A 14,919-nucleotide genomic window follows, 5' to 3' on the forward strand; every position below is an offset into this window, starting at 1 on the left:
ATCACCGTGGAAATATTCGTAAACGAGCAAAAATTGGAAAGCGTGATCGAAAATGAAAAGAACCTAGGAGAGGTTTTCGACGCGGTACGCCGTTGGGTGGAGACTAACGGTAAATTTTTATTATCCTGTGTTGTGGACGGAGAGGAATTTACCCAGAACACAATGCGTGATTCTTCCATTTCAAATGTTTCCAAGATGGAATTTTTTGTGGGAGAGGAACTGGATATTCTTATCAGTTCTCTTCACGAATTGGATTCTTATGTTGATAAGGTCGGGACTACTTTACTTGGTAGGGATTCTCTGACTGAAAAAGAATCCAAAGAGCTAACGGATGGTATAGAATGGATCCGTAGCCTTTTGGAATCCGCAGGTAAACTTTTAAAACTGAAATACGATCAGATCAAGCCTATGGGAACCGGTTCCACTGTAAGCGATATTCTGGATGCATTGAGCCGTAATTCCTCTAAGTTAGACGGAACCACTGCCATCGAAGAATTTTTGGAATATCTGAGAGATTTGAAATTATTCGTGATGGATCTCGTAGCGAGAGCTTCCGTTTTGGATCTGGAACTTCCTACTTTGAGAGAAATTTTAGATACTTTCATCAAGGCGGTTCCTGCTCTGAAGGAAAGTTTCGTAAAGGTAAACGAAAGTTATCAGGCGGGAAAAGACGAGGTGGCGACACATCTTCTTACTCAATCCGTATCTCAGATCAATGTTCTTCTGACGTCGTTTATCACTTTGAGACAAAAACTTCCCGGTATGGACTTCTCTAAGATCCAAATAGCAGAAAGGACTTTTGAAGAAAAAACAAACGACCTGAACGATACACTTGCATCCGTTGCTTTAGCATTGGAAGAAAAAGATATAATTCGTGCAGGAGATATTATCGAGTATGAGATCCCTGCCGTTCTGGATGAATTTCTTCCTTTCTTGGAAAAAGTAAAAGAGCAGGCTGATTCTCTCGCGGTATAGTCGTTTCACTCTTGGAACCAGCACCGCAGATTATAGTCGATAGCCTAGCTGGCGATTAATCTCTAATTTCTAAACAGAATAGGGTTAGATCGTCCGTCATGATCCCGTCTCCGAAGGATTCCGAATAGGATACTAAGGAGCGGATCAGACTGTCAGAATCCTGATATGAAAGTTTTTTTACCGCCTCCACAAGTGTGGAATTTCCCATCGGTATTCCTTTAGATCCCCTCACCTCAAATAGACCGTCTGAATACAATAATACTCTGTCTCCAGGCCTTAGTTGTATCTGAAAATCCTCCAAGATAGGAGTTCCTACGGCAAGTAGGACTCCTCCTTTGCCTTGTAAATCCAAAGTCTGTCCATCTCTAAGTAGAAGTCCGACATGGTGGCCTGCATAACTATATTCTAATATTTTTGTGTTCGGATTATATCTAAGGAAAACCGCGGAGATAAAATGTTGGGTTACGACGGAAGAAAGTAGATCATTCGTGAATAATAAACCTTCCTTAGGTTTATTCCCTTTTCTGGAGAACACATTAAAAGATATGGATGCCATTGCGGCTACCATGGCAGAGGAGATCCCATGCCCGGAAACGTCTGCAAATAGGACTTCTAGGCTTCCGTCTGCGCTTTCGGAACAATTTAGAACATCTCCTCCTACTCGATCATATGGACGAAAATAAGAGAATATTTTATATTTGGGAGAAGAAGGGAAATCCCTGGTAGTGATCGTATTCTGTACTTCTCTTGCGATGTCCAAATCTCGGATCACTCTGGAATAAAGCATATTGATCCGTTCGGATGCTTCTTTTTTTTCAGTGATATCTCGGAGTACGTAAACCTTGCCTAAGTCTCTGCCAGAGATCGGTATTTCCGATTTGGAAACTTCTAAATAAACCGAATCGGAGGAGGGGAGTATATCTTCTTCAGAAATAATTCGTTTTGTTTCCGAAAATTTTCTTTTAAAGTCCATTCTGGAAAATGGTCTTCTTGTAAAACCTTCCAAAAATTTTCCCAAATCCAATTTCTCCGGAGCGGCGGTTACTTTAGGGAAACCTAACATTTCCTTTGCACTTTCATTCCAATACAACAGGTCATCGGAAGCGGATAATAGGATCACTCCCTCTCTTAGCTTTGAGTATAATTGGAGTGCGATCTTCTCCAATCGGATCTCTAAAAATCCGTATTTTGCGATTGCGATGAATACACAGGCGGATTGGATTACACTTACACTCCCGCTTAAAGGCGGATAATGTAGGTCTCCTTGGGATAAGATCCTCGGAAGGACTGTGGTCAAAAATCCAAGCACAGAAGACAAGAATGTTCCGAAAGCCAAAAGATAACATTGTTTTCTAAATCCGATCTCTTCTTTCCTGGATTCGAAAATCAAAAGATATATTGCATATACCGGAGGAGAAACCGTAAGTAAATTGATCCCGTAAACGTAAAAGGGACCTTGGATGAGCATGTCTCCCCAATATTTTCTTTCTACTCCTGCGACGATCCAATCCGTCGTTAACGTAATAGGAAAGATCGCGAGCGCTAATCCTCTCAAAAGATATAGGACAATATTCGGATTTTTCGATAAGAATGCGAATACGAACTCTAAAAATAAAGGACCGACTAATAACCAGGAAATGGAGCTGATCTTAAAGATCCAAGTCATCCAATGGAGCGGTAAGAAGGACCAATACAAAATAATGGAAATGATCCAGAGACTTAAGGCTCCCGAATATAAAAGATATAAATGAACTACTTTATGTTTTCCTTTTAGCGCCAAAACGTAGGTGAATAACCATAGATTGATGAATAATGCGAATAGTGGAAGGATCAGATATGGGTTCATGGTCCTATCTCCAAGGCCAACATCGCCAAATCGTCGTTATGTTTTCCATTTCCAAATTCTAACGCTTTTCTGTGAGCCGCTTCTAATAGAGAGCGAGTATCTCTATCCGCCATCGTTCCGATCCATTCTAAGAATTCTTCGTAACCGAAAATTTCTCCTAAAACGTTCTTCACCTCGTACAAACCGTCTGAATAGAATAATAATCTGTCTGAAGTTTGTAGATCGAAATCGTAATCGTTCAGATGTAATTCCTTAATTGCGAGTAAGATCCTTCCTTCTCCTTCCAGAGGGTAAATTTTACCTTCTCTAAAAACAAGCATGGGGTGATGTCCCGCATAAGAGAACTTGAGTTTATTTTCGTTCGGATAAAAACTCGCATAGACTGCGGAGATGTGATGGTGTAATACAACCTTAGAAAGCATCTCATGGATCTCTGATAAACTTTCCTTGGGAGAAAGTTTTTTGTCCGATACTATCTGAAATGCTATAGAAAGCATTCCTCCCACCATGGCAGAAGCGATCCCGTGTCCGGAAACATCCGCGAACAGAATATCCACTCTCTCTCCCGGATGTTCTATTACTCTCAACATGTCCCCTCCCACCTTGTCTATGGGTTGGAAAAAAGAATGGATCCGATAAGAACCTTTATCCGGAAATTTTTGGGTGATAATGGAAGCTTGTGTAACTCGCGCAATTTCTAGGTCGTTTACGATTTGTGAATATAGTTGATGGATTTTTTCTTGAGCGGCTTTCTTTTCGGTGATGTCTCGCAAAAGATATAATGTTCCGGACTCATTCTCCGTGATCTTGATCTCCGAAACGGTGAGTTCTATGAATTGTAGGACGGAGTTACCTATTAATTGGTAATCTCTGGGAATATGGTCCTGCTCCTCCCTATAATTTACAAAATGCCATTCCGGTTTGAACAGACCTTCTTTAGAAGGGGAGCCGTCTAAGATTGCGATTGCCGCTTGGTTTGCAAAGAAAAACTCATGGTTTTCCTTTGTAAGAATGATCCCGTCGTGGATATCCCGGAATAATTCCACTGCTATCCTTTCCAAACTAATATTTAAAAAACCGTAACGTGTAATTGCGATAAATATGAAGAATGCCTGAATGCTTATTGCTGCAGGACTTAAAGGGACGAATAAAAATCTGCCTTGTTCATCTAGATTGAACAACTCAGTGTAAGCGCTGATCCCGAGTGCGATAGTGGTTCCCAAGATCCAATAATTCAGTTGTTGTCTGATCTTTTTTTGTTTTGTCTTAAACCTTTCCTTTAACAGAAGATATAGTCCCCAGATAGCGGGGCCGCTTACCGCAATCGTACTAAATGGAACGAATAAGATCCCGGGTTCTAATTCGTAACCCCAATCGTATAAAATAGAACCTTTGATGATCCAATCTGTGGACGCTGTCAGAAAGATAGTCAATACCACCGAAAAACGAAAGAATGGAAGAAGGATTGTCGAACGAATGTTTAAAAATCTATATACAGTTTCTAAAAATAGTAGGCCTACAGGGATCCAAGTAAAACAAGAAAGCTTAAAAATCGGGGTCATCCATTCCGGAGGAAGCATGCTCCAATATAGAATGTAAGAAACGAGCCAAAGATTTAGGAATAGAACGAATCGTAAAAAGTCCCTGATAACGGCGCTTCGGAACCTTCTGGCAAAAACGTATGAAATAAGAAGAGTATTTATTATTAGAGCGCTTATTGGCAGAAAAAGGTAATAATTCATAGGCCCGACGCTTCGAGGCATCCTAACCGGGTCCTAATTCGGAATCAATCCCGAATGACTTGTCGACGGACCTTTTTTAGGCCTGAAAACCGCAGATTTTATAGAGTTTAAAATCGCGGAAAATTAGGATTTGTTTATTAAGAAAATGAATTGCGTTAGACGACATTGTATATAGGATTGACGCGACTAACGCTCCGTCGCGGTCTAAGAGGAAAATCGAATGAGTGGACTGGATCCGGTAGGAACGATGGAACCTAGCTCCGATTATTTGATCCAAGAATCGATACCCTTTCCTTCTAAAGAGGCTCCTATACTTTCCCTTAAGGGAGTCATTCTTACTCCAGTGTGTATCTGTCCTGAATGCGGGGCGATTAGCAAAACTCCTTGGTACAAATCTAGGGGAAGACTTAGAGATTGGGCTGCATTTATAGAAGAAGTAAGATATATCGTCTGTTCCAACGAGTCTTGTCAGGCAAAATACCCTCAAAAGTATCTTTTGGATTTTCCGAAAGGGATCAGTATTTTAAATAAATCGAATTTACTGAATTCTTTAAAGTCTTGGTTCGAGGAATTCGCAGGCAAAGAGATCGTTTGGACGGAAGAAGTGGACGCGGACTCTTTATATTGGGACCCATTCTTTCAATCTGTGCCAAATTGGGCGGATCATATCCCTATCCATTTATTTGCGAACATTCTAAGATATACTCCTCCCAAGGATTTGGAAGGGATTCTTTTAGGAAGAAAGGGGATCCAACTGTTCGGCGGATATAAATTCTAAGAAAATGTTATACTCGGACTTCTTAAATTGCCGAGATGTTTGCACATTCGTATTTATTTGTCCTCGTGCGGCTAATTTGGAAGTTTCGTAGTATTTTATCTTTCTTGTAGGATCTTTCTGGAAAGAGTTTCGTCCTTCTTCAATTGTGAGATTAGAGCGTCCACTCCCGGGAACTTGATCTCTTCCCTGATCTTTTTAGTAAAAATTACATTGACCTTCTTTCCGTAAATATCATCAGAAAAATCGAATATATGGCTTTCTAAAGTGACTGCCTGGTCGCCAAAGGTAGGATTATTTCCTATATTGATCATCGAAGGATAAGTTTTACCTTCTACCTCGGTTCTTCCTGCATAGACTCCGACTCCGGGAAGAATAAGTTCAGGTAAAGGTTGTACATTCGCAGTTGGAAATCCTATGGTTCTTCCTCTTTGGTGGCCATGGACAACGGTTCCGGTAACTGAAAATTCTCTCCCGAGACATTCTTCCGCATCTTCTACCTTTCCTTCTCTCAATAAGGAGCGAATATAGGAGCTGGAAAGTTTTGTGGCGCCAAGAAACACAGGATCTAATTTTTCCAGATCGTATCCGTATTCGGAGGAGTATTTTTTTAGGAGTTCATAATCTCCTCTTCTTCCTTTTCCGAAACAATGATTGAATCCGATCAAAATCGATTTTGCTCCCAGTTGGTTAATTAGGATTTCTTTTAGGAATGTTTCCGCCTCTATCTGTGCGAATTCGAGTGTGAATGGAACAACGACTAACCAATCGATCCCATAAGATTCTATTAGATTTTCCTTATCTGCCTGAGTGGTAATTCCTCCCAGGTCCTTGTCCTTTCCTAAAACAAGAGCAGGGTTGGGATGATATGTGACAACGCACGAGGGGAGACCTTTTTCCAGGGAAATTTCCTTGGTTCTTTCTAAAAGAGCCTGGTGGCCCAGGTGGATCCCGTCAAAATTCCCCAAAGTTACGACTGTGGAAGTCTTCAGGTTGCTTTTTAAGTTCTCCAGACTTCTAAGAATTTTCAAGTTTCTCTCCAAAGGACGGTCGATATTCTAAAAAGATGGACTGGCGCCGAATTGCAATACTCTTATTCTTAATTCTTGCCGCTGGCGGACAGGGTCCGATCGGTCAGGAAAATCGGGAAACGAAAAATTTTGAGAATTTCTCCAAACCGATGGGGGGAGAAAACTATATTTCCGAGGATTATAGAACCTTCCCCGAACTTTCGATTTGGGGATATCATAATGGTCTGAAATTAGCTCCGGACAGAAAAGATCCAGCGCCGGGAGCCGGGACAGGACGACTATTTGATAACCAATGTAGAATGGTTCCTGAGACCGGGTTGGATATCCTACTTATTGCCAATCCGAACAGAAAAGACATTATCTACGTGTATTTCGACCTGACCTTATTCTCCAAAACGGAAAATGCAGCGATTTTACCTGATAGGGAACTTAGAATTTCCGCGAACGGGACCTTAAAAAGGACAATTCGTTTTCCGAACGAAAACTTATACTCCAGAGCCATCTACGCAGGAACTCCTCCGGTATACATCACAGTAGATCCGTCTGAGTTGAGAGAAGGTAGACTGAATTTAAATCTGACTCCGCTCGCGGGAGAAAAGGGTAGATTTTGGGGAGTTTGGGACGTGTTTTTATCCTACACCGCCCCGGAATATCCTTGAGGATCAGGGAAATTGGCTCGTGAATTCGGACTCTGAAAGAGTTTGGAAATATGAAGTTAGTCCAGCCACTTTGAAAACTTTTTCGATCGCAGGTTTCATATTCGCGATGAAAAATTTTCCGCTGAGTTCTTGGACATAATTCAGTTGTTTAATTAGCATCCCGATTCCTGAGGAATCTATATAATTTAACTTTTCCAGATTGATCACAACGTTATTGTTATTTCGGTCAATGTTCTGTTCGAAAAAGTTTTTGAGATCGATGGACGTATAGATGTCCAGGCTCCCGGAGAGGCTGATTATATTTGTTTCGCTGGATTTTCTAATGCTAATTTCCATATCGGTCCCTTCCCTTTTCGTAGAATCCGGCCGGAATTCAACGAATTTTTAGGAAAAATCCGGGCTTTTTGACGGAATGGACGACACTAAATATAGGAATCATCCGGACTCATACGAATGAAGAAACCGTTTATCTTACTTCTTTTGATCTGCTTATTCAGTTGGGAAATATCTTCTCAGGACTTTGAGAAGGACGGTCAGATCAAAATACTTCCTTATGAACCAATGCAGGTCCGTGATATAGAAGGTCTGACAAAAGACATTAAGGACTTTCATAAAAGAATAGAAGATATGCTCCCTTTCCTGAATAGAAGGAAGAAAATTATTGATAACGAGTATTTTCAATTTGTTCCTGCGATGGAAAATTTCAATTTCCCGGTCCGTGATAGATTTTTAGTGGATAAAAAGTTTTATCTAAAAGTTTCAGGGGGAGAAGGTTCCCTAAAACTGGATGGAGTTCGTTTTATTACCCGAAAATCTCTGGTCACTAAGCTCAGGCCGATAAACGACGAGATCGGAGAATTAAAAAACGAGAAGGTAGCGGCCTCTGATCCTGCAAATATAGTTTTAGTCGTAAAAAGAAAAACGGATGCCGGAACGAAAGAAGAGGTGTATAGTCTCGGAAATATCAGGAGTCCGAACCAAAGGGTAAAGTTCGTCCGTTCTTATCGTGACAATCTTGCAGAAGTGGTCCAAGCAATAGATAAATATGTGGAAGGAACGATCCGAGCAGACAGGAAGGATGTGGATACGATGCTGGACGGTTTGGAAAGCGGCGGCTCCTTCCAAGAATATAATTCGAATCGTTAAATCATTTTTAGAGTCTAAAATTTTACCATGAGTTCGGCCTGGACAGATCATTATCGAGTTCTGGGCCTGAACTTCGGTGCCAGTCCGGATTCTATCAAACATAGATATAGAGAGCTCGCCAAAATTTTTCATCCGGATAATAGGCTTACCGGTTCTAAACCTGTCTTCTTAAAAGTTTTAGAGTCTTATCAGATACTTTCCAAACCGGAAGAACGTTCTCGTTTCGACCAAGAATTCAAGATCCGTAAAAGACAAGAACATGCAAAAAATGGAATTCACCTGATCCCGCCGTCTCGGATCCTATTCGCTACCCAAGCGGTTGAATTTGCAAGAAGGGGACTTCTTCGTGCCGGAATGAGAAGTAGAGATCGCAAAAAATACACAGGCATCTATCACGATATTCGAATTTGTCTCAAGCCGGAAGAGTTGTTGGGCAGAATATTTGCCGCCATTCCCTTGGTAGTCAGATCCATTTGCCCTGAATGTAGAGGTTCGGATCTAAACTGCGCTTCCTGCGGAGGAAAGGGAAGTTACAAAAGTTATAGATACTTAAAATGGAGCCCGGAACCGGGTAGCTTAGTTCCCGGTCGGATCTATACATTGGATCTATCCGGGTTTCGCCCCGACGTATTTACTCATTTCAAGAAGCGGATCTTAAAAGTTAAAATTGAACTCTTCCAGGGTCAAAAAAAATAGGCATATATGCAGAAGGTTTTCAAATTCGAGCCCATCTATAAGGAAAAAGTCTGGGGCGGTAGAAAATTAGAAACCGTATTGGGACGAGCTATCCCCTCGGGAGATATAGGTGAGTCCTGGGAGATTTCGGATTACGGTTCCGATCTTTCCAAAATTACCAACGGAGAATGTTCCGGAAAAACTTTTAGAGAAGTATATACTTCAGATTACGAGTCAGTGCTTGGAAAACCCTTCAAAGGACAAAGTTTTCCTTTATTGATCAAGCTTATAGACGCGAAGGAAAAATTATCAGTACAAGTCCATCCGGACGACGCATACGCGGAGAAGTTCGATCCTGAAAGTGCAGGTAAAAAGGAAGCTTGGACAGTTCTGCAAGCAGACAAAGGTTCCAAACTAGTTTGCGGATTTTCAAAACAAACTAATAAGCAAGAATTTTCAGAGTATGTAAGAACAAATAGAGTAGAAGAAATCCTAAACGAAGTAGAGGTAAAAGAACTAGATTCTTTTCTTCTAAACCCGGGAAGAATTCACGCAATCGGCGGAGGGATTCTTTTGATGGAAGTACAACAATCTTCTGATTCCACTTATAGAGTGTATGATTACGGAAGACCAAGAGAGTTACATCTTAAAAAAGCGTTGGATGTTTTGGATTTTTCTTCCGCCGATCCTAAGGACAGATTGAGTCCTAAACAAATCGATTCTTTCGGTTTCTCCCGCTCCGTTCTGACAGCAAATGATAAGTTTAGAATGGAAATTTTAGAGATCGATTCCGCTAAGAAATTTTCTCTTCCTTCTTTTTCATCCGAGCCGGTATTCCATGTTTTGATGGTATTGAATGGAGAATGTAAATTAGAAGATCTGGATCTGAAAACCGGAGATACTGTTTTAGTAACAGCTTCCGGGATCAAAGAGGGAATTAATTGCGAATCTAAATCTTCTTTTTTACGTTTGGCCTGGTCCGGTCCAGGTTCGGATTGGATCCAATATTCATAATATGAACGGCCCGGGAGAATATTCGGAAGAGCCCCTTCTTTGGGTTAGCGAATCCGAGATCAAAAAACAAAGACAGATCGCTAAAGAATTACGCAAAACTCCTTGGTGGAGAAAAAAGAAAGCGGACGGGATCTGTTACTACTGCGGTAAAAAATTCCCTCCGGATGAACTTACAATGGATCATCTCATCCCGTTAGCGAAAGGAGGAAAGTCTATCAAAGCGAATTTGGTTCCTGCCTGCAAAGATTGCAATAATTCCAAAAAGAACAAACTTCCTTTCGAAGAATTTTGACATTATTACCAACAATGGGCGTGGTAAACCGCTTCCAATAAATATAGATCGCACACGCTTTGGTTGCTACGATCCGTTAAGCATGCCGCCTGCAACATCTCGGCGATTTTTTTATCTGTAGGAGTGGATCTACCGCAATCCTGTTTTCCTCCCGAATTACAATGGTAGGATCCGATTATAATGAATGAAACAAATATGATGAAAAATATATTACGCATTTTGAATGGATTAACCTGAAGGTTTCGGTCTACTTTGCACGTATCTTTCTAAAAACAGGATCCAATCCCTTTTGAGAGAAGGTTTTTTGAGATAAGAGTCGAATCCTGAACTTTCGAAAAATTCTTCAGAGCCTGGCAAAGCATGAGCGGTCCAAGCGACAAGATAGGGAGGATGGGCGAATGTTTCCTTAATTCTTTTGGAAACTTCTACGCCGCTAATATCCGGAAGATCGATATCTAAGAGTATTATTTCGTAAGTTTCTCTGTCCAATTGAGCGATTGCGTCTTTTCCCATTCCTAAAGAATGTACTTTCATTCCGAGTTTAGTGAGAATATCGAATGCAACTCTTCTAGAAAATTCTTGGTCTTCTACGAGTAGGATTTTAAGAGGAGGTAGAACGATAGGTGGTGCAGACTCTTCTTCCAATTCTTGTTTTTCAGGTTCTTCTTGAGGGAAGGGAAGTAAAAAAGAAAATTTGGACCCTTTGCCTGGAGAACTTATGATACGGATGCTTCCCCCCATGAGTTCTACCAATTTTTTGGAAATGGTTAGGCCCAAACCGCTTCCGCCAAATTTTCTGGCAACGGAAGAATCCGCTTGGACGAAAGGTTCGAATAATACCGCGGCTTGTTCTTCTGCGATCCCGACTCCGTTGTCTTCTACCCAAAATTCTAAAACTCTGGAGAAAAGATCTTCTCCATAAAAACGAACTCCAAGACAAACCTTTCCGCCTGAACCGGTGAACTTGATCGCATTACTCAAAAGATTTAAGAGGACTTGCTGTATCCTTCCTTCATCTCCTAAGAAGATCCCGGGATGGTGTTCCGGATATGAAATATCGACTAAGACCCTTTTTTCTTCCGCTCTAGCTTTAACCACTCTTGCTGCCCTTTGTAAAACCGCAAAAGGATCGAACGGGAGGATCTCCAATACGAAACGATGATTTTCTATTTTAGAAAGATCTAATAGTTGATTCACTAAGTGAAGAAGGTTCTCGCCGGAGGCTTGGATAATATCCGCGTATTCCTTCTGTTCTTGTGTTAAAGTAGTTTCGGACAAAAGATTGGAAGTTCCTAAAAGCCCGTTTAAAGGAGTGCGGATCTCGTGGCTCATTATTGCCAAGAAATCGTATCTGTATTTTGCTTCCCATTCCGCTTTTTCTTTTGCTGCGGTAAGTTGGACCGTTCTGGATTCTACTTTGCTTTCAAGTTCCGTTTTTAGCTCGTTCAGGTTTTGGTTGGCAATCAGTAATCCCTTCTCCGCTTCCATAGAAGTCCTTAAAACCCTGGAGAAGGAGAACGAAAAGCCGAGGCTATGGAAGAATATGAAGAAAAAGATCGCAGGAGCTAATATATAATGGTTATTTAATATATAGTTGGAGGACAAAATGTCGTTTATGCCGGCGATAATTATAAAAGAGATCCCTACTAAGAAAAATCGGGAACCCGGCCTTGCGTGGAGGACTGCTCTTGTACATCCCAGTAAAGTGTAGGCGCCTCCTATAAGAATTACGAATTGGAACGGGAAAAGCAGTTTTGCATAGAATTCCGCGGGAAATACCAGAGTGGGAATTGCGAACAATAACATTATGATCAGGGATATCCTTTCCGTTTTAGGATGGAAATCCTGTTTAAATGCGGTGGCAGAATAAGATAAAAATCCGGAACAGAGTACGTAGGTACTCAGATATTCCAACCTGTAGCTGATCTCCCAAGGAACCTCCGGAAATACATAATTAAATAACCGATTTCCCGTTAGGAAAAATCGGAATACTGAGGCCAAGGAGAATAATGCAAAGTACAATTGACTTTTTTCTTCTCGAGTCCTGAGAAACGCCATAATTTGGTAGATCGCAAGCACCAGGACCGCAGCGGAACTTGCCACATCCATCGCTTGGCTAGAATGCAGTTTTTTTAATATAAGAGAAGGTATCCCTATCTCAGGAGTAAACCAAAGGCCTCCGTTGATATGAGCAAAATTGGAGATCTCAAAGTCTAATCTTTTCAGATTTTGAGGTAGAAGAACGATTGAAGTTTGCAGGAACGGGACAGTGGTGTCCGGAGTTTTTCCTACCTTACCGACAGTTTCTAAAAGTTTTCCATCCGCGTAAATAGAGTATGACGTTCCTAGATCCGGAACTTTTAACATCAGCTCGGGGCAATTTTCGGGAAGTTGTACATGGAGAGAGTAGGTCCCGAAACCTTTTCCATTCGGAAATAAAAGTTTTCCATCTTTTGATAGTTCATTCCAGGTCTGAGGAATGGGCGCGTAGATCCTCTCTTGGATTTGTCCAGACTCAGGCTCGGATGCCAAAAATTTTCCCGGAACCAATTCCCAATCTCCCCTCAAAGAAAGAATGGTTTTGCTCGGGTCCCAAGTTTTCGCGTCTAGTTTACCTTCTCGAATTTCTCCCGAATCGTAATCAGCCCTTCCGCAATTCCAGGAGAGTAGCAGGCAGAGAAAAAAAATCGGGAAAATTACGAGTCTTGAATGCATAAATAAACGGAATTTCATCCTATAAATGATGGATTTTCAGGTTTGTCCACCTTTTACGGCAAAGACGAATCCTTTTTTGGGCCGATCTTTATCATAAGGAGCAATTCTTTATGTTGGAATCTTACGATCAGGAAACTGAATCCACAGAGCACGAGGAGTTAGGCGACGAACTTTTACACTTGTTGGACGAAGATGGAAATCCGTACTCTTTTATCGTAGGAGAAGTAGTGGATTTGGGCGAGCACCAATATTTTTTGCTCATACCTTCTTCAGAAGACGAAAAGGATTTCATCAATTTGGATGTTGGATTTTTAAAAGGAGAAGAAACTTTCGGATACTTCGCAGTGAAGATAGAAGCGGATGAATTCGGAGAAGATAGATTGGTAGAGGTTACCGACCCAAGAGAGTTAGAAGATTTATTGTATGAACTGAACTCAGACGTAGTCTAATGGGTCCAAGCTCTTGAAGCCCCGGAATTGATCTCGGTCACTTACCTAAGTTTTAATGCGGATTATAAAAAAAGAAATCGCATAATTTTCAACGGATTAGAATCTATCATAGTGGAATTGAACGCTCTTAACTTCGAGTTTCAAATTTTAGCTCTCTCAAGTCTCATCATCTTGAGCATCGGCTTGTTGCGCGTTTCCACAAAATTCGGAATTCCATCGTTACTCATATTCTTATCGATAGGAATGCTGGCAGGTTCCGACGGCATTCTAAAGATCTGGTTTAACGACGCGGATCTGACCCGTAAGGTCGGCTCCATAGCATTGGCATTTATTTTGTTCTCGGGAGGTTTGGAGACCGATTGGATCAAGGTAAAGCCTGTCCTTTGGAAAGGAATTTCTCTAGGAACCTTGGGAGTCCTTCTTACCTGTTTATTTGTCGCCCTATTTGCAATTTTTGTAATGGGTTTCGATCCTATTATCGGATTTCTTTTGGGCGCGATCGTTTCTTCTACCGATGCTGCGGCTGTTTTTAACGTTCTTCGAACCAGTAATATAGGTATGAGGAAAGGACTCACTTCTCTTTTGGAATTGGAATCCGGTAGTAACGATCCCCTTGCAGTATTATTAACTACTTCCGTGTTAGGTTTTGTAGGATCTTCTTCCCCTTCTTGGGATGCGCTTGTATGGACGGTTTTCCAGCAATTCAGTTTAGGAATTATCTTAGGTTTACTTTTAGGATACTGGATCTATCGAGGAATGAACCGGATCAAATTGGATTACGAAGGTTTGTATCCAGTGCTACTTTCGGCTTCCGTTTTATTCGTTTATTCCGCTACGGATCTGATCGGGGGGAACCCGTTCTTAGCGGTATATATTGCGGGGATCATCATAGGGAATAGATCTTTCGTACATAAACGAAGTAATGTTCGTTTTATGGATGGAATTGCATGGTTGATGCAGATCGTGATGTTCCTTACCTTAGGACTTCTGGTATTTCCTTCTAAAATTCCTTCCGTTGCTGCGTTAGGAATAGCGTTTTCCATTTTTCTAACAGTGATAGCTCGACCTGCGGCGGTATTCTTGGCTCTTACCGGATTTAATGTGGACTGGAGAGAAAAACTTTTGGTTTCTTGGGTGGGATTAAGAGGGGCTGCTCCGATCATTCTGGCAACATTCCCTTTTGCAAAACAACTTCCAGAGTCGGAGATGATCTTTCATATAGTCTTCTTTACGGTATTAACTTCTCTGTTATTACAAGGTTCTACTATTCCATTCGCGGTCCGAATTTTAGGACTCGAGGCAGCATTGGAACAAAGAGCTTCTTATCCATTCGAATTTGAAAACAAGGAGAAGAGCGATACACAACTTTTGGAATATATCGTTCCGTACGGCTCTGCTTCCGTAGGTAAATTTGTTTACGAATTGGATTTCCCTGAAAACTCTTTGATCACCTTGATCTACAGAGGAGACTCACATTTGGTTCCAACCGGTAAGACAAAGATGGAAGACGGTGACGTTCTTTTAGTTTTAACTCCGGAAGGTGCAGAAGATAAGATCAGAGAAATTCTTTCCAGAATGGGAGAAAGAAAGGAAGCTTGAT

Annotated in this window: 14 protein-coding genes; 9 read left to right on the forward strand and 5 right to left on the reverse strand. The window is 41.3% G+C overall.

Annotated features, from left to right (window positions below; translation table 11 throughout):
* Positions 1-6 precede the first annotated feature (6 nt).
* Positions 7-975, forward strand: a complete 969-nt coding sequence (locus LEP1GSC185_RS05820) for a hypothetical protein (RefSeq protein WP_008593783.1) — start codon at positions 7-9, stop codon at positions 973-975.
* A 55-nt stretch (positions 976-1,030) separates the two neighbouring features.
* Here the strand turns inward: LEP1GSC185_RS05820 and LEP1GSC185_RS05825 are convergent, their stop codons facing one another.
* Together LEP1GSC185_RS05825 and LEP1GSC185_RS05830 are read right to left on the reverse strand one after the other, a co-directional pair.
* Positions 1,031-2,821, reverse strand: a complete 1,791-nt coding sequence (locus LEP1GSC185_RS05825) for a SpoIIE family protein phosphatase (RefSeq protein WP_008594824.1) — start codon at positions 2,819-2,821, stop codon at positions 1,031-1,033.
* Complete coding sequence (locus LEP1GSC185_RS05830) at positions 2,818-4,563, reverse strand: SpoIIE family protein phosphatase (protein ID WP_008594490.1); 1,746 nt, start codon at positions 4,561-4,563, stop codon at positions 2,818-2,820. The genes LEP1GSC185_RS05825 and LEP1GSC185_RS05830 overlap by 4 nt, the downstream gene beginning before the upstream one ends.
* 220 nt (positions 4,564-4,783) lie before the next feature.
* Here LEP1GSC185_RS05830 and LEP1GSC185_RS05835 point away from each other — a divergent pair, with 220 nt between their 5' ends.
* Complete coding sequence (locus LEP1GSC185_RS05835) at positions 4,784-5,341, forward strand: hypothetical protein (RefSeq protein ID WP_008595545.1); 558 nt, start codon at positions 4,784-4,786, stop codon at positions 5,339-5,341.
* 95 nt (positions 5,342-5,436) lie between these two features.
* Here LEP1GSC185_RS05835 and LEP1GSC185_RS05840 read toward each other — a convergent pair whose 3' ends face one another.
* Entirely contained in the window at positions 5,437-6,369 is a 933-nt protein-coding gene (locus LEP1GSC185_RS05840; RefSeq protein ID WP_008594586.1) for a bifunctional riboflavin kinase/FAD synthetase, read from the reverse strand.
* A gap of 35 nt (positions 6,370-6,404) precedes the next feature.
* Between LEP1GSC185_RS05840 and LEP1GSC185_RS05845 the strand changes: the two genes are divergently transcribed.
* Positions 6,405-7,028 carry an LIC10729 family protein gene (locus LEP1GSC185_RS05845; RefSeq protein ID WP_008594258.1) on the forward strand — a complete coding sequence of 208 codons (624 nt, stop codon included), beginning with the start codon at positions 6,405-6,407 and terminating at the stop codon, positions 7,026-7,028.
* A gap of 3 nt (positions 7,029-7,031) precedes the next feature.
* Here LEP1GSC185_RS05845 and LEP1GSC185_RS05850 read toward each other — a convergent pair whose 3' ends face one another.
* Entirely contained in the window at positions 7,032-7,364 is a 333-nt protein-coding gene (locus tag LEP1GSC185_RS05850; RefSeq protein WP_008595407.1) for an STAS domain-containing protein, read from the reverse strand.
* A 117-nt stretch (positions 7,365-7,481) separates the two neighbouring features.
* Here LEP1GSC185_RS05850 and LEP1GSC185_RS05855 point away from each other — a divergent pair, with 117 nt between their 5' ends.
* The 4 genes from LEP1GSC185_RS05855 to LEP1GSC185_RS05870 are packed head-to-tail and all read left to right on the forward strand — an operon-like array spanning position 7,482 to position 10,155.
* A complete protein-coding gene (locus LEP1GSC185_RS05855; RefSeq protein ID WP_008595214.1) occupies positions 7,482-8,174 on the forward strand; it encodes an LIC_12936 family protein in 693 nt (230 codons plus the stop codon).
* A gap of 27 nt (positions 8,175-8,201) precedes the next feature.
* A complete protein-coding gene (locus LEP1GSC185_RS05860) occupies positions 8,202-8,870 on the forward strand; it encodes a J domain-containing protein (protein WP_008595642.1) in 669 nt (222 codons plus the stop codon).
* A 6-nt stretch (positions 8,871-8,876) separates the two neighbouring features.
* The gene (locus LEP1GSC185_RS05865; protein WP_008594893.1) at positions 8,877-9,863 is read left to right on the forward strand and encodes a type I phosphomannose isomerase catalytic subunit; all 987 of its coding nucleotides are present in this window, start codon (positions 8,877-8,879) and stop codon (positions 9,861-9,863) included.
* A gap of 1 nt (position 9,864) precedes the next feature.
* On the forward strand, positions 9,865-10,155 hold the full coding sequence (locus LEP1GSC185_RS05870; RefSeq protein WP_008594056.1) for an HNH endonuclease: 291 nt from the start codon (positions 9,865-9,867) through the stop codon (positions 10,153-10,155).
* Between the two features lie 228 nt (positions 10,156-10,383).
* Here LEP1GSC185_RS05870 and LEP1GSC185_RS05880 read toward each other — a convergent pair whose 3' ends face one another.
* Complete coding sequence (locus tag LEP1GSC185_RS05880) at positions 10,384-12,870, reverse strand: ATP-binding protein (protein ID WP_008595239.1); 2,487 nt, start codon at positions 12,868-12,870, stop codon at positions 10,384-10,386.
* A gap of 110 nt (positions 12,871-12,980) precedes the next feature.
* Between LEP1GSC185_RS05880 and LEP1GSC185_RS05885 the strand changes: the two genes are divergently transcribed.
* Together LEP1GSC185_RS05885 and LEP1GSC185_RS05890 are read left to right on the forward strand one after the other, a co-directional pair.
* Entirely contained in the window at positions 12,981-13,319 is a 339-nt protein-coding gene (locus LEP1GSC185_RS05885) for a DUF1292 domain-containing protein (protein ID WP_008594403.1), read from the forward strand.
* 117 nt (positions 13,320-13,436) lie between these two features.
* Positions 13,437-14,918 carry a potassium/proton antiporter gene (locus LEP1GSC185_RS05890; RefSeq protein WP_033271997.1) on the forward strand — a complete coding sequence of 494 codons (1,482 nt, stop codon included), beginning with the start codon at positions 13,437-13,439 and terminating at the stop codon, positions 14,916-14,918.
* The last annotated feature ends 1 nt before the right edge of the window (position 14,919 follow it).

The organism is Leptospira licerasiae serovar Varillal str. VAR 010, from assembly GCF_000244755.1.
Taxonomy (GTDB): Bacteria; Spirochaetota; Leptospiria; order Leptospirales; family Leptospiraceae; genus Leptospira_B; species Leptospira_B licerasiae.